The organism is Enterobacter cloacae complex sp. P43RS (genome assembly GCF_014930585.1).
GTDB lineage: Bacteria > Pseudomonadota > Gammaproteobacteria > Enterobacterales > Enterobacteriaceae > Enterobacter > Enterobacter bugandensis.
Map to the genome: position 1 here is coordinate 96,399 of NZ_JADBRJ010000010.1, position 14,989 is coordinate 111,387.

General features: G+C 57.1%; 13 protein-coding genes. All 13 read left to right on the forward strand.

Annotated elements, in window-relative coordinates; all coding sequences use genetic code 11:
• Positions 1-6: 6 nt before the first annotated feature.
• Positions 7-753 (forward strand): colanic acid biosynthesis glycosyltransferase WcaE, encoded by a 747-nt coding sequence (wcaE, locus tag IM294_RS18410; protein WP_028013796.1) that lies wholly within the window; start codon positions 7-9, stop codon positions 751-753.
• A 15-nt stretch (positions 754-768) separates the two neighbouring features.
• Positions 769-1,317, forward strand: coding sequence for a colanic acid biosynthesis acetyltransferase WcaF (gene wcaF / locus IM294_RS18415; protein WP_126818239.1), 549 nt, complete (start codon positions 769-771; stop codon positions 1,315-1,317).
• Between the two features lie 24 nt (positions 1,318-1,341).
• Entirely contained in the window at positions 1,342-2,463 is a 1,122-nt protein-coding gene (gene gmd / locus IM294_RS18420) for a GDP-mannose 4,6-dehydratase (protein ID WP_003863514.1), read from the forward strand.
• A gap of 2 nt (positions 2,464-2,465) precedes the next feature.
• Entirely contained in the window at positions 2,466-3,431 is a 966-nt protein-coding gene (locus IM294_RS18425; RefSeq protein ID WP_024908102.1) for a GDP-L-fucose synthase, read from the forward strand.
• A gap of 2 nt (positions 3,432-3,433) precedes the next feature.
• Complete coding sequence (locus IM294_RS18430) at positions 3,434-3,913, forward strand: GDP-mannose mannosyl hydrolase (RefSeq protein ID WP_074135958.1); 480 nt, start codon at positions 3,434-3,436, stop codon at positions 3,911-3,913.
• On the forward strand, positions 3,910-5,133 hold the full coding sequence (wcaI, locus tag IM294_RS18435; protein ID WP_045260413.1) for a colanic acid biosynthesis fucosyltransferase WcaI: 1,224 nt from the start codon (positions 3,910-3,912) through the stop codon (positions 5,131-5,133). The genes IM294_RS18430 and wcaI overlap by 4 nt, the downstream gene beginning before the upstream one ends.
• A 3-nt stretch (positions 5,134-5,136) precedes the next feature.
• Entirely contained in the window at positions 5,137-6,573 is a 1,437-nt protein-coding gene (gene cpsB / locus IM294_RS18440) for a mannose-1-phosphate guanyltransferase (RefSeq protein WP_028013792.1), read from the forward strand.
• A gap of 109 nt (positions 6,574-6,682) precedes the next feature.
• Positions 6,683-8,053 (forward strand): colanic acid biosynthesis phosphomannomutase CpsG, encoded by a 1,371-nt coding sequence (gene cpsG / locus IM294_RS18445; RefSeq protein WP_063942177.1) that lies wholly within the window; start codon positions 6,683-6,685, stop codon positions 8,051-8,053.
• A gap of 46 nt (positions 8,054-8,099) precedes the next feature.
• The gene (wcaJ, locus tag IM294_RS18450) at positions 8,100-9,494 is read left to right on the forward strand and encodes an undecaprenyl-phosphate glucose phosphotransferase (protein ID WP_041909129.1); all 1,395 of its coding nucleotides are present in this window, start codon (positions 8,100-8,102) and stop codon (positions 9,492-9,494) included.
• A gap of 1 nt (position 9,495) precedes the next feature.
• Positions 9,496-10,974 (forward strand): colanic acid undecaprenyl disphosphate flippase WzxC, encoded by a 1,479-nt coding sequence (gene wzxC / locus IM294_RS18455; protein ID WP_126818240.1) that lies wholly within the window; start codon positions 9,496-9,498, stop codon positions 10,972-10,974.
• Positions 10,975-10,991: 17 nt separating this feature from the next.
• Positions 10,992-12,272 carry a colanic acid biosynthesis pyruvyl transferase WcaK gene (gene wcaK, locus IM294_RS18460; protein ID WP_126818241.1) on the forward strand — a complete coding sequence of 427 codons (1,281 nt, stop codon included), beginning with the start codon at positions 10,992-10,994 and terminating at the stop codon, positions 12,270-12,272.
• Entirely contained in the window at positions 12,269-13,489 is a 1,221-nt protein-coding gene (gene wcaL / locus IM294_RS18465) for a colanic acid biosynthesis glycosyltransferase WcaL (protein WP_126818242.1), read from the forward strand. The genes wcaK and wcaL overlap by 4 nt, the downstream gene beginning before the upstream one ends.
• Before the next feature lie 12 nt (positions 13,490-13,501).
• Positions 13,502-14,893 (forward strand): colanic acid biosynthesis protein WcaM, encoded by a 1,392-nt coding sequence (gene wcaM / locus IM294_RS18470; protein WP_126818243.1) that lies wholly within the window; start codon positions 13,502-13,504, stop codon positions 14,891-14,893.
• Positions 14,894-14,989: the final 96 nt, after the last annotated feature.

Genomic DNA, 14,989 nt, shown 5'->3' on the forward strand with positions numbered 1-14,989 from the left:
TGATTTATGTTTCTTAGCGTCATTACTGTCGCTTTTCGTAATTACGAAGGGGTGGTAAAAACCTGGCGCTCGCTGCGCAACCTGGCGCGCGATCCAAGCCTCACCTTTGAGTGGATCGTGGTCGACGGCGGCTCGAACGATGGCACGGCGGAGTTTCTGGAAAAACTCAACGGTGAATTCAACTTACGCTACATCAGCGAGAAAGATAAAGGCATCTACGATGCGATGAACAAGGGCATTACTATGGCCCAGGGCCGTTATGCCATCTTCCTCAACTCGGGCGATATTTTCCACGACGACGTGGCGCTGTTTGCCCGTCAGCTGGCGCGCCAGAAAGAGGATGCCATGTATATTGGCGATGCGCTGCTCGATTTTGGCGACGGGCATAAAGTCTGCCGCAGCGCCAAGCCAGGCTGGTATATCTACCACAGCCTGCCGGCCAGCCATCAGGCCATTTTCTTCCCGGTAAACGGTCTGAAAAAACAGCCTTACGATTTGCAGTACAAGGTGTCATCCGATTATGCGCTGGCCGCCAGCCTGTATAAATCAGGTTACCCGTTCCGTCGAATTAAAGGGCTGGTGTCTGAATTTTCGATGGGCGGCGTGTCAACGTCTAATAATCTGGAATTATGCCAGGATGCAAAAAAGGTGCAGCGTCAAATATTACGCGTGCCGGGATTCTGGGCGGAATTGTCTTATTTATTACGCCTGCGTACGACAGGTAAAACGAAAACCTTATATAACAAAGCCTGAATATAAGGAAACGCAATGCAGGATTTAAAAGGTTTCTCCGTACCGAAAGGTTTTCGGGGCGGGATCGGTATTAAGGTACAGCTATGGTGGGCGGTTCAGGCAACCTTATTTGCCTGGTCGCCGCAAATACTGTACCGCTGGCGAGCCTTTTTATTGCGCCTGTTTGGCGCAAAAATCGGAAAAAACGTAGTTATTCGACCTTCGGTGAAGATTACCTACCCCTGGAAATTAACCCTCGGGGATTACGCCTGGGTAGGGGATGACGCGGTGTTATATACCCTGGGCGAGATTACGATTGGCGCAAATTCGGTGGTTTCACAGAAGTGTTATTTATGCACCGGCAGCCACGACTTTATGAGCCCGCATTTTGATATTACCGCTTCGCCTATTGTGATCGGTGAAAAGTGCTGGCTGGCAACGGATGTTTTTGTTGCACCAGGTATTTCTGTTGGCGATGGCACGGTAGTCGGTGCCCGCAGCAGCGTTTTTAAATCGCTACCGGCAAATAAAGTTTGCCGTGGCAACCCCGCAGTGGTGATACGCGAACGCGTTGAAACTGATTAAATTCATAAGTAGAGGAATATAAACATGTCTAAAGTCGCTCTCATCACCGGCGTTACCGGGCAGGATGGTTCTTACCTGGCAGAACTGCTGCTGGAGAAAGGGTATGAAGTGCACGGTATTAAGCGTCGAGCCTCTTCATTCAACACCGAACGTGTGGATCACATCTATCAGGATCCTCACGCGGCAAACCCGAAATTCCACCTGCACTACGGCGACCTGACCGATACCTCCAACTTGACCCGTATCCTGCAGGAAGTACAGCCGGATGAAGTGTACAACCTGGGGGCGATGAGCCACGTAGCGGTCTCCTTCGAGTCCCCGGAATACACCGCTGACGTTGACGCCATGGGTACCCTGCGTCTGCTGGAGGCGATTCGCTTCCTCGGTCTTGAGAAGAAAACTCGCTTCTACCAGGCATCTACCTCCGAGCTGTACGGCCTGGTGCAGGAAATTCCACAGAAAGAGACCACGCCGTTCTACCCGCGCTCTCCGTATGCGGTAGCAAAACTGTACGCCTACTGGATCACCGTGAACTACCGTGAATCCTACGGCATGTACGCCTGTAACGGCATTCTGTTCAACCACGAATCCCCGCGCCGCGGCGAAACCTTCGTGACCCGTAAAATCACCCGCGCGATCGCCAACATTGCTCAGGGTCTGGAATCTTGCCTGCACCTCGGCAACATGGACTCCCTGCGTGACTGGGGCCATGCCAAAGACTACGTGAAAATGCAGTGGATGATGCTGCAGCAGGAACAGCCAGAAGACTTCGTTATCGCGACCGGCGTGCAGTACTCCGTGCGTCAGTTCGTTGAGATGGCTGCGGCGCAACTGGGCATCAAACTGCGCTTCGAAGGCACCGGCGTGGAAGAGAAGGGTATCGTTGTATCCGTGACCGGCCACGACGCGCCGGGCGTGAAGCCAGGCGATGTAATTGTGCAGGTTGACCCGCGTTACTTCCGTCCTGCTGAAGTAGAAACCCTGCTGGGCGACCCAACCAAAGCGCACGAGAAGCTGGGCTGGAAACCAGAAACCACTCTGCAGGAGATGGTTTCCGAGATGGTGGCCAAAGATCTTGAAGCAGCGAAAAAACACTCCCTGCTCAAGTCTCATGGCTACGAGGTTGCCATCGCGCTGGAGTCCTGAGAATGACAAAACAACGTATTTTTGTCGCCGGTCATCGCGGAATGGTGGGTTCCGCGATTGTCCGCCAGCTGGAACAGCGCGGTGACGTAGAGGTGATTGTCCGCACCCGTGACGAGCTGAACCTGCTCGACAGCCGTGCGGTACAGGACTTCTTTGCCAACGAACGCATTGACCAGGTGTATCTGGCGGCGGCGAAGGTGGGCGGCATTGTCGCTAACAACACCTATCCGGCGGATTTCATCTACGAGAACATGATGATTGAGAGCAACATCATTCACGCGGCGCATCTGCACAACGTGAACAAGCTGCTGTTCCTCGGTTCATCCTGTATCTACCCGAAGATGGCGAAGCAGCCGATTGCCGAGAGCGAGCTGCTGCAGGGCACGTTGGAAGCGACTAACGAGCCCTACGCGATTGCCAAAATTGCCGGGATCAAGCTGTGCGAGTCCTACAACCGTCAGTACAACCGCGACTATCGCTCGGTGATGCCGACCAACCTGTACGGACCGCACGACAACTTCCACCCGAGCAACTCGCACGTGATCCCGGCGCTGCTGCGTCGCTTCCACGAGGCGACTGCCGAAAACGCCCCGGACGTGGTGGTGTGGGGCAGCGGAACGCCAATGCGCGAGTTCCTGCACGTGGACGACATGGCGGCTGCCAGCATTCACGTGATGGAGCTGGATCGCGAGGTGTGGCAGGAAAACACCGAGCCGATGCTGTCGCACATTAACGTGGGTACCGGCGTGGACTGCACCATTCGCGAGCTGGCGCAGACCATCGCGCAGGTGGTGGGCTACAAGGGCCGCGTGGTGTTTGACGCGACCAAACCGGACGGCACGCCGCGCAAGCTGCTGGACGTGACCCGTCTGCATCAGCTGGGCTGGTATCACGAGGTCTCACTGGAGCAGGGGCTGGCCAGCACCTACCAGTGGTTCCTGGAAAACCAGCACCGCTTCCGGGGGTAATGATGTTTTTAAGTCAGGAAGATTTTGCCACGGTAGTGCGTTCTACTCCGCTCATCTCGATTGATTTGATCGTGGAGAACGAACGCGGCGAGTTCTTGCTGGGGAAACGAACCAATCGTCCTGCACAGGGCTTCTGGTTCGTGCCTGGCGGGCGCGTGCAGAAGGATGAGACGCTGGTTGATGCGTTTGAGCGTCTCACTCTGGCGGAACTGGGCCTGCAGCTGCCGATGGCAGCGGGCCAGTTTTACGGGGTCTGGCAGCACTTCTATGACGATAACTTTTCAGGCACCGGGTTCTCCACGCACTACATCGTGCTGGGGTTCCGCCTGAAGGTGAGTGAGGCAGACCTGCGTCTGCCTGATTCTCAGCATGACGATTACCGCTGGCTAACGCCAGAGGCGCTGCTGGCAAGCGACAACGTCCATGACAACAGTCGGGCGTACTTCCTCGCGGAACGTCAGGCCGAGGTGCCAGGACTATGAAAATCCTCGTCTACGGAATTAACTACTCGCCGGAATTAACCGGTATCGGGAAATACACCGGCGAGATGGTGGAGTGGATGGCGAGCCAGGGACATGACGTGCGGGTGATTACTGCCCCGCCGTACTACCCGGAGTGGAAGGTAGGCGAACGCTATTCCAGCTGGCGCTATCGCCGCGAAGAGGGTGCCGCGACCGTCTGGCGCTGCCCGCTCTACGTGCCGAAACAGCCCTCGACGCTGAAACGTTTAATTCATCTGGGCAGCTTTGCCCTCAGCAGTTTCTTCCCGCTGATGGCGCAGCGTCGCTGGAAGCCGGATCGCATTATCGGCGTGGTGCCGACGCTGTTCTGCACGCCGGGCATGCGCCTGCTGGGAAAACTCTCCGGCGCGCGCACCCTGCTGCACATTCAGGATTATGAAGTGGACGCCATGCTCGGTCTGGGTATGGCCGGGAAAGGCAAGGGCGGCAAGGTGGCGAAGCTCGCCAGCGCCTTTGAGCGCAGTGGCCTGCATAACGTGGATTACGTCTCTACGATCTCGCGCTCGATGATGAACAAAGCGCAGGAGAAAGGCGTCCCTGCGGAGAAGGTGATCTTCTTCCCGAACTGGTCCGAAGTGGCGCGTTTTCGCGACGTGACGGAGCAAGAGGCTCAGGCGCTGCGCGCCCGGCTCGGTTTGCCTGAAGACCAAAAAATCATTCTTTACTCAGGCAACATCGGCGAAAAGCAGGGGCTGGAGAGTGTTATTGAAGCGGCCCAGCTGCTGATCGAACAGCCGTGGACGTTTGTGATTGTCGGACAGGGCGGGGGAAAAGCGCGGCTGGAGAAGATGGCCAGTGAACGCGGCCTGACCAACGTGAAGTTTTTCCCGCTGCAATCGTACGATGCGCTGCCCGCGCTGCTGAAAATGGCGGATTGCCATCTGGTAGTGCAAAAACGCGGCGCGGCGGATGCGGTGCTGCCGTCCAAGCTGACCAACATTCTGGCAGTGGGCGGTAACGCGGTGATTACGGCGGAAGCCGAAACAGAATTAGGCCAGCTGTGTGGCAGCTATCCGGGGATTGCCGTGTGCGTGGAGCCGGAATCGGTCCCGGCGCTGGTCACCGGCATTGAACAGGCACTCGCCATGCCAAAAGTGAACACGGTGGCACGTGAATATGCCGAACGCACGCTCGAGAAAGAGAACGTGCTGAGCCAATTTATTGCAGATATACGGGGATAAATCATGAGTCAAACCACTTTGTATCCGGTTGTGATGGCTGGTGGCTCTGGTAGCCGGTTGTGGCCGCTGTCCCGCGTGCTCTATCCAAAACAGTTCCTCTGCCTGAAAGGGGATCTCACCATGCTGCAGACGACGGTAAACCGTCTGCACGGCGTGGAGTGTGAAAGCCCGGTGGTGATTTGTAACGAACAGCACCGCTTTATCGTTGCCGAGCAGCTGCGCCAGCTGAACAAGCTCACGGAAAACATCATCCTGGAGCCTGCCGGACGTAATACCGCGCCCGCGATCGCCCTGGCGGCGCTGGCGGCAAAACGCAGCAGCCCTGACTGTGACCCGCTGATGCTGGTCCTGGCGGCAGATCACGTTATCCAGCAGGAAGACGCATTCCGCGACGCGGTGCGTGCCGCGATCCCTTACGCCGAGAGCGGCAAGCTGGTGACCTTCGGCATCGTGCCGGATCTGCCGGAAACCGGCTACGGTTACATCCGTCGCGGCAGCGTAACGCCGGGTGAGGGCGATAGCGTGGCGTTTGACGTGGCGCAGTTTGTCGAAAAACCGAATCTCGAAACCGCGCAGGCCTATGTCGCCAGCGGTGAATATTACTGGAACAGCGGGATGTTCCTGTTCCGCGCCGGACGCTATCTCGAAGAGCTGCGCAAATACCGCCCGGATATTCTGAACGCCTGCGAAAAAGCGATGGCGGTGGTGGACCCGGATCTCGACTTTATCCGCGTGGATGAAGAGGCGTTCCTCGCCTGCCCGGAAGAGTCTATCGACTACGCCGTGATGGAACGCACGGCTGACGCGGTGGTGGTACCGATGGATGCAGGCTGGAGCGACGTTGGCTCCTGGTCCTCCCTGTGGGAGATCAGCGCCCATACCCCGGAGGGTAACGTCCATCACGGCGATGTGATTAGCCACAAAACCGAAAACAGCTACGTTTACGCCGAGTCTGGCCTCGTCACCACCGTCGGGGTGAAGGATCTGGTGGTTGTCCAGACCAAAGACGCGGTGCTGATTGCCGACCGTAACGCCGTGCAGGACGTTAAAAAAGTGGTTGAGAAGATCAAGGCCGATGGCCGTCACGAACACCACATTCACCGTGAAGTGTACCGTCCGTGGGGCAAATATGACTCCATCGACGCGGGCGACCGCTATCAGGTGAAGCGCATCACCGTGAAGCCGGGCGAGGGGCTGTCGGTGCAGATGCACCATCACCGCGCTGAACACTGGGTGGTGGTGGCGGGTACGGCCAAAGTGACCATCGACGGCGAAGTGAAGCTGCTGGGTGAAAACGAGTCCATTTATATTCCGCTGGGCGCCACGCACTGTCTGGAAAACCCGGGGAAAATTCCTCTCGACTTAATTGAGGTGCGCTCCGGCTCGTATCTGGAAGAGGACGATATTGTGCGCTTCCAGGATCGCTACGGCCGCGTGTAGCACGCAGCATCATGCCCGGCGGCGCTGCGCCTGCCGGGCCTACGAATGACAAAAATAAATTTGGCCATTAAGTGGTCAGGGCCAACTGTTGCCTGAAAAAGGGGTCATCATGGAAAAATTAACCTGTTTTAAAGCCTACGATATTCGCGGCAAGCTGGGCGAAGAGCTGAATGAAGACATCGCGTGGCGCATCGGTCGCGCGTACGGCGAATATTTAAAACCTAAGACCATCGTGCTGGGCGGCGACGTGCGTCTGACCAGTGAATCCCTGAAGCTGGCGCTGGCAAAAGGGCTGCAGGACGCGGGCGTGGACGTGCTGGACATCGGCCTGTCAGGTACCGAAGAGATCTATTTTGCCACCTTCCACCTTGGCGTGGACGGCGGTATCGAAGTGACGGCCAGCCACAACCCGATGGACTACAACGGCATGAAGCTGGTGCGCAAGGGCGCGCGCCCGATTAGCGGCGACACCGGCCTGCGCGACGTGCAGCGCCTCGCGGAAGCCAACGACTTCCCGCCGGTGAACGAGGCGAAGCGCGGCAGCTACAAAAAAATCAACCTGCAGAAAGAGTACATCGACCACCTGCTGGGCTACATCAACGTGGCGAACCTCAAGCCGCTGAAGCTGGTCATCAACTCCGGTAACGGCGCGGCAGGCCCGGTTGTCGATGCGCTGGAAGCCCGCTTTAAGGCGCTGAACGTGCCGGTGACCTTCGTCAAGGTACACAACACGCCGGACGGTAACTTCCCGAACGGTATTCCTAACCCGCTGCTGCCGGAGTGCCGCGACGACACCCGTAACGCGGTGATTGAGCACGGTGCCGATATGGGCATCGCCTTCGACGGCGACTTCGACCGCTGCTTCCTGTTTGACGAGAAAGGGCAGTTTATCGAAGGCTACTACATCGTTGGCCTGCTGGCGGAAGCGTTCCTCGAAAAAAATCCGGGCGCGAAGATCATTCACGATCCGCGTCTTTCCTGGAACACCGTCGACGTGGTGAAGGCCGCGGGCGGCGAGCCGGTGATGTCTAAAACCGGTCACGCGTTTATTAAAGAGCGCATGCGCGAAGAAGACGCCATCTACGGCGGCGAGATGAGCGCCCACCACTATTTCCGTGATTTTGCCTACTGCGACAGCGGGATGATCCCGTGGCTGCTGGTGACCGAACTCCTGTGCCTGAAGGGGCAGAGCCTGGGCGAGCTGGTGCGTGACCGCATGGCGGCCTTCCCGGCGAGCGGGGAGATCAACAGCAAGCTGGCGCAGCCGGCCGAGGCGATTGCCCGCGTTGAACAGCACTTTGCCATTCACGCGCTGGAGATTGACCGTACGGACGGCATCAGCATGGCGTTCCCGCAGTGGCGCTTTAACCTGCGTTCGTCCAACACCGAGCCGGTGGTGCGCCTGAACGTGGAATCCCGCGCTGATACGGCGCTGATGGAAGCCCGAACGAAGGACATTCTGGCGCTGTTAAATCAGTAACAATTGCCCCTCCCGGCGGGAGGGGGAACCGAATACAGGAACAACGATGACGAATCTAAAAAAACGCGAACGAGCGAGAACGAATGCATCGTTAATCTCTATGGTGCAGCGTTTTTCTGATATCACCATCATGGTCGGTGGATTGTGGGCGGTGTGTCGGATCAGCGGGCTGCCGTTCTTATATATGCATCTTCTGATGGCCCTGATTGCGCTGGTTGTGTTTCAGATGATCGGCGGGATGACCGATTTCTACCGCTCGTGGCGCGGCGTGAAAATGACCACCGAACTGATGCTGCTGCTGCAGAACTGGACCCTGAGCCTGATCTTCAGCGCCGGTCTGGTGGCGTTCAGCCATGATTTTGACAACCGCTTCGTGACCTATCTCTGCTGGTACCTGTTAACCAGCGTCGGCATGGTCGTGTGCCGTTCCCTGATCCGTTTTGGCGCGGGCTGGCTGCGTAACCGCGGCTATAACCGTCGTTTCGTGGCGGTGGCAGGCGATCTGCCCGTCGGCAGGGTGCTGCTCGACAGCTTCCGCAAAGAGCCGTGGTTAGGGTTTGAAGTGGTGGGGATTTACCACGACGCGAAGCCGGGCGGCGTACCTGCGGACTGGGCGGGCAATTACGCACAGCTTATTGAAGACGCGAAGGCCGGAAAAATTCATAACGTCTATATCGCCATGCAGATGAAAGACGAAACCCGCATCAAGCAGCTGATGCGCGAGCTGGCTGACACCACCTGTTCGGTGATCCTGATCCCGGACGTGTTTACCTTCAACATTCTGCACTCCCGCATTGAAGAGGTGAACGGCGTACCGGTGGTACCGCTGTATGACACGCCGCTGTCGGGTATTAACCGCGTGCTCAAGCGCGTGGAAGATATCGTACTCTCTTCCCTGATTTTACTGCTCATTTCCCCGGTGCTGTGCTGCATCGCTCTGGCGGTGAAGTTGAGCTCTCCCGGCCCGGTTATCTTCCGTCAGACCCGCTACGGCATGGACGGTAAGCCAATCATGGTGTGGAAATTCCGCTCCATGAAGGTGATGGAGAACGACAAGGTGGTGACCCAGGCGACGCAGAATGATCCGCGCGTCACCCGCGTGGGGAACTTCCTGCGCCGCACTTCGCTTGACGAGCTGCCGCAGTTCATCAACGTCTTTACCGGCGGCATGTCGATTGTTGGCCCGCGTCCGCACGCGGTGGCGCATAACGAGCAGTACCGTTCGCTGATTGAAGGCTACATGCTGCGCCATAAGGTGAAGCCGGGCATCACCGGCTGGGCGCAGATCAACGGCTGGCGCGGCGAGACCGACACGCTGGAAAAAATGGAAAAACGCATCGAGTTCGATCTGGAGTACATCCGCGAGTGGAGCCTCTGGTTCGATATCAAGATTGTTTTTCTGACCATCTTCAAAGGTTTCGTGAACAAAGCGGCGTACTAAGATGAGCTTACGTGAAAAAACCATCAGCGGCGCCAAGTGGTCAGCGATGGCGACCATCGTCATCATTGGCCTCGGCCTGGTGCAGATGACGGTGCTGGCGCGCATTATCGATAATCACCAGTTCGGCCTGCTGACCGTCTCGCTGGTGATTATCGCGCTGGCCGACACGCTGTCTGACTTCGGTATCGCCAACTCGATTATCCAGCGCAAAGAGATCAGCCATCTTGAGCTGACCACGCTCTACTGGCTGAACGTGGGGCTGGGGATTTTAGTGTTTGTGCTGGTGTTCCTGCTGAGCGACACCATAGCCAGCGTGCTGCACAACCCGGATCTCGCCCCGCTGATGCGCACGCTGTCGTTTGCCTTTGTGGTGATCCCGCACGGGCAGCAGTTCCGCGCTCTGATGCAAAAAGAGCTGGAGTTCAACAAGATCGGCATGATCGAGACCAGCGCCGTGCTGGCGGGCTTTACCTTTACCGTGGTGAGCGCCCATTTCTGGCCGCTGGCGATGACCGCCATCCTCGGTTATCTGGTTAACTCTGCCGTGCGTACGCTGCTGTTCGGCTACTTTGGCCGCAAGATTTACCGTCCGGGGCTGCATTTCTCTCTCGCGTCCGTCTCGTCCAACCTGCGCTTTGGCGCGTGGCTGACGGCGGACAGCATTATTAACTATGTGAATACCAACCTCTCGACGCTGGTGCTGGCGCGCATCCTGGGCGCGAGCGTGGCGGGGGGCTACAACCTGGCCTATAACGTTGCGGTTGTTCCTCCTATGAAGCTGAACCCCATTATCACTCGCGTGCTGTTCCCGGCGTTCGCCAAGATTCAGGACGACACCGAGAAGCTGCGCGTCAACTTTTACAAGCTGCTTTCCGTGGTGGGGATTATCAACTTCCCGGTGCTGCTGGGGCTGATGGTGGTTTCCAGCAACTTCGTGCCGCTGGTGTTTGGCGAGAAGTGGAACGGCATTATCCCGATCCTGCAGCTGTTGTGCGTGGTGGGGCTGCTGCGCTCCGTGGGCAATCCGATTGGTTCTCTGCTGATGGCGAAGGCGCGCGTGGATATCAGCTTTAAATTCAACGTGTTCAAAACTTTCCTGTTTATTCCGGCGATTATCGTCGGCGGGCATATGGCGGGCGCCATCGGCGTCACGCTGGGCTTCCTGCTGGTGCAGATCGTCAATACCGTTCTGAGCTACTTCATCATGATCAAACCGGTGCTGGGCTCCAGCTACCGTCAGTACATCCTGAGCCTGTGGCTGCCGTTCTATCTCTCATTGCCGACCCTGGCGGTGAGCTACGGTCTGGGCATTATCCTCAGCGGGCATCTGCCGCTGGCCGCGCTGCTGGCGGTGCAGGTTGCCGCGGGCGCGCTGGCGTTTGGCGTGATGATTGTGCTGTCGCGCAACGCGCTGGTGGTAGAGATGAAGCGCCAGTTTTGCCGTAACGAAAAAATGAAAACGCTGCTTCGCGCAGGCTAGTTCTTTAAGAGGCCATTATGAAATTATTAATTCTTGGCAACCATACCTGCGGCAACCGTGGCGACAGCGCCATCCTGCGCGGTTTACTGGATGCAATTAACACCCTTAAGCCTGAGACTGAAGTGGACGTGATGAGCCGTTATCCGGTCAGCTCATCCTGGTTACTGAACCGCCCGGTAATGGGCGACCCGCTTTACAGCCAGATGAAACAGCACAATAACGCCGCGGGCGTGATGGGGCGCGTGAAGAAAGTGCTGCGCCGTCGCTACCAGCATCAGGTGCTGCTTTCCCGCGTCACCGACACCGGCAGGCTGCGCAACATCGCGATCGCGCAGGGCTTTACCGATTTCGTGCGTCTGCTTTCCGGCTATGACGCCATTATTCAGGTCGGCGGCTCGTTCTTCGTCGATCTCTACGGCGTGCCGCAGTTTGAGCATGCGCTGTGCACGTTCATGGCGAAAAAGCCGCTGTTTATGATCGGCCACAGCGTCGGGCCGTTCCAGGATCCGCAGTTCAACCAGCTCGCAAATTATGTGTTTGGCCACTGCGACGCGCTGATCCTGCGCGAATCGGTCAGCCTCGACATGATGAAGCGTAGCGAAATTGACACCTCTAAAGTAGAACACGGCGTGGATACCGCCTGGCTGGTGGATCACCAGGACGATAACTTCCAGCCGAGTTACGCGGTGCAGCACTGGCTCGACGTGACGGCGAAACAGAAGACCGTCGCGATTACCCTGCGCGAGCTGGCGCCCTTTGATAAGCGTTTAGGTACGACCCAGGCGGCGTATGAGAAAGCCTTCGCCGACGTGGTGAACCGCGTGCTGGACAGCGGGTACCAGGTGCTGGCGCTCTCAACCTGCACCGGCATCGACAGCTACAACAAAGACGACCGTATGGTGGCGCTGAACCTGCGCAACCTGGTGAACGACCCGTCCCGCTACCACGTGGTGATGGACGAGCTGAACGACCTGGAGATGGGTAAACTGCTCGCAGCCTGCGACCTGACCGTGGGCACCCGTCTGCACTCGGCGATTATCTCCATGAACTTTGGCACGCCGGCCATCGCCATTAACTATGAGCACAAGTCCGCCGGGATTATGCAGCAGCTTGGCATGCCGGAGATGGCCGTGGATATTCGTCATCTGCTGGACGGATCGCTCGGTGCAATGGTGGGGGACACGCTGGGTCAACTGCCCGCGATCAATGAACGCCTGGCGGTGGCGGTGAAAGCCGAGCGCGAGAAGGGCATTGACATGGTGAAATCGGTGCTTGAACGCGTGCGGGAGGGGAAATGAAGGTTGGTTTCTTCTTACTGAAATTTCCGCTGTCGTCTGAGACCTTTGTACTGAACCAAATTACCGCGTTTATCGATATGGGATATGACGTGGAGATCGTCGCCCTGCAAAAGGGCGACACCAAAAATACCCATGCGGCGTATGCCCAGTATGGGCTGGAGGCGAAGACCCGCTGGCTGCAGGACGAACCGGCCGGGAAGCTGAGCAAGCTACGCTACCGGGCCAGCCAGACGTTACGCGGGATCCACCGCGCGTCGACGTGGCGCGCGCTGAACGTTTCCCGCTATGGATCGGAATCTCGCAATTTAATTCTGTCGGCCATCTGCGGGCAAACGGCGCAGCCGTATCGTGCCGACGTGTTTATCGCCCACTTTGGCCCGGCGGGGGTCACCGCCGCGAAACTGCGTGAGCTTGGCGTAATTGACGGAAAAATTGCGACCATCTTCCACGGTATCGACATTTCCAGCCGCGAGGTGCTGAACCACTACACGCCGGAGTATCAGGAGCTTTTCCGCCGCGGCGACATGATGCTGCCCATCAGCGACCTGTGGGCCGGACGACTGAAAAGCATGGGCTGTCCGGGGGAGAAAATTGCCGTGTCGCGTATGGGCGTGGATTTAACGCGCTTCACTCGCCGCCCGGTTAAGGTGCCGGGAAAACCGCTGCAGATCATCTCCGTAGCCCGTCTGACCGAGAAGAAAGGTCTGCACGTGGCCATCGAAGCCTGCCGACAGCTGAAGGCGCGTGGGGTGGCGTTCCACTATCGCATTCTCGGCATTGGCCCGTGGGAACGTCGTCTGCGCACGCTTATCGAACAGTATCAGCTGGACGATGTCGTGGAGATGCCGGGCTTCAAGCCGAGCCATGAGGTTAAAGCCATGCTCGATGAGGCGGACGTGTTCCTGCTGCCTTCGGTAACGGGCACCGATGGCGATATGGAAGGCATTCCGGTGGCGCTGATGGAGGCGATGGCCGTTGGGATCCCGGTGGTATCGACGCTGCACAGCGGGATCCCGGAGCTGATCAAATCTGATCATTCCGGCTGGCTGGTGCCGGAGAATAACGCGATGGCTCTTGCAGATCGATTGGCTGCCTTTAGCGACATCGACCAGCAGGCGCTGGAGCCTGTGCTCCAGAATGCCCGACAAAAAGTTGAAACCGATTTTAACCAGCAGGTAATCAATCGCCAGTTAGCGAGCCTGCTGCAAACGCTGTAACGCCGAGGTTGTATGCTGAAAAAGATTACCCGACGCACCTTTGTCTCTTCTCTGTCTGTTCTGGCGGCCTCGCCGCTGCTGTCGTCCCGCATGGCGCGGGCGGCAAGCGGAAAGACGGTCTCCATTAATCAGTACAATAGCAACGACTGGATCGCCGCTTTTAAGCAGGCGTTTAAGGACGGTGACACCGTCGTTGTCCCGGCCGGACTTACCTGTGAAAACATCAATACGGGCATTTTCATTCCCGACGGTAAAACGCTGCTGATCCGCGGAGCGTTGACCGGCAACGGACGTGGGCGTTTTGTGCTGCAGGAAGGCTGCAAAGTGATCGGTGAAGGCAGCGGGCGCACGGAGAACATCACGCTCGACATTCGCGGCTCGGACTGCGCGATCAAAGGGCTGGCAATGAGCGGATTTGGGCCGGTGACGCAGATTTACATTGGCGGCAAGAAACCTCGCGTGATGCGCAATCTGGTGATTGATAACATCAGCGTGAGCCAGGCTAACTACGCCATCCTGCGCCAGGGCTTTCACAATCAGGTTGATGGCGCCCGGATCACCAACAGCAAATTCAGTCATCTGCAGGGCGATGCGATCGAGTGGAACGTTGCCATCAATGACCGCAATATTCTGATCTCCGATCATGTGATCGATAACATCAACTGCACCAACGGCAAGATCAACTGGGGCATCGGCATCGGCCTCGCCGGCAGCACCTACGATAACGACTACCCGGAAAAGCAAACCGTGAAGAACTTCGTGGTGGCAAATATCACCGGCAGCAACTGTCGCCAGCTGGTGCACGTTGAGAACGGGAAACACTTTGTTATCCGCAATATAAAGGCCAAAAATATTACCCCCGATTTCAGTAAAAAGGCGGGTATAGACAACGCAACGGTCGCCATTTATGGCTGTGATAATTTCATTATTGATAATGTCGACATGGTCAACAGTGCCGGAATGTTAATCGGCTATGGCGTAATTAAAGGCGATTATTTGTCCATCCCGCAGAACTTCAAGCTCAACAATATCCACCTGGATAATCGCCAGCTTGCGTATAAGCTGCGCGGAATACAAATTTCATCCGGTAATGCGACCTCCTTTGTTGCGATCACCAACGTGGAGATGAAGCGGGCGACTCTTGAGCTGCACAATAAGCCGCAGCATCTTTTCTTACGTAATATCAACGTGATGCAGGAGGAAGCTATTGGCCCCGCGCTGAAGATCAACTTCGACCTGCGGAAAGATGTGCGGGGTAAATTTATGGCCAAAGACGAAACCTTGCTGTCGCTGGCGAACATCAAAGCGGTGAATGAGAAGGGGCAGAGTTCAGTGGATATTGACCGGGTGGATCAGCAGGTAGTGAATGTGGAAAGGCTGAATTTTGCGCTTCCGCACAGATAATCGACAACTTTCTTTTTTGAGACTATTCCTGGCGCAGAAGTGTGATCTATTCAGATTACAACTACAGAAATTTGTGGGGCTAAGGCGTAACATTGT

Bases quoted from the DNA above. Each gene is read 5' to 3' on its own strand.
- IM294_RS18425 (WP_024908102.1), top strand. From the start codon at position 2,466: ATGACAAAACAACGTATTTTTGTCGCCGGTCATCGCGGAATGGTGGGT.
- wcaF (WP_126818239.1), top strand. From the start codon at position 769: ATGCAGGATTTAAAAGGTTTCTCCGTACCGAAAGGTTTTCGGGGCGGG.
- IM294_RS18430 (WP_074135958.1), top strand. From the start codon at position 3,434: ATGTTTTTAAGTCAGGAAGATTTTGCCACGGTAGTGCGTTCTACTCCG.
- wcaE (WP_028013796.1), top strand. From the start codon at position 7: ATGTTTCTTAGCGTCATTACTGTCGCTTTTCGTAATTACGAAGGGGTG.
- wcaJ (WP_041909129.1), top strand. From the start codon at position 8,100: ATGACGAATCTAAAAAAACGCGAACGAGCGAGAACGAATGCATCGTTA.
- wcaI (WP_045260413.1), top strand. From the start codon at position 3,910: ATGAAAATCCTCGTCTACGGAATTAACTACTCGCCGGAATTAACCGGT.
- cpsB (WP_028013792.1), top strand. From the start codon at position 5,137: ATGAGTCAAACCACTTTGTATCCGGTTGTGATGGCTGGTGGCTCTGGT.
- gmd (WP_003863514.1), top strand. From the start codon at position 1,342: ATGTCTAAAGTCGCTCTCATCACCGGCGTTACCGGGCAGGATGGTTCT.
- wcaL (WP_126818242.1), top strand. From the start codon at position 12,269: ATGAAGGTTGGTTTCTTCTTACTGAAATTTCCGCTGTCGTCTGAGACC.
- cpsG (WP_063942177.1), top strand. From the start codon at position 6,683: ATGGAAAAATTAACCTGTTTTAAAGCCTACGATATTCGCGGCAAGCTG.
- wcaK (WP_126818241.1), top strand. From the start codon at position 10,992: ATGAAATTATTAATTCTTGGCAACCATACCTGCGGCAACCGTGGCGAC.
- wzxC (WP_126818240.1), top strand. From the start codon at position 9,496: ATGAGCTTACGTGAAAAAACCATCAGCGGCGCCAAGTGGTCAGCGATG.
- wcaM (WP_126818243.1), top strand. From the start codon at position 13,502: ATGCTGAAAAAGATTACCCGACGCACCTTTGTCTCTTCTCTGTCTGTT.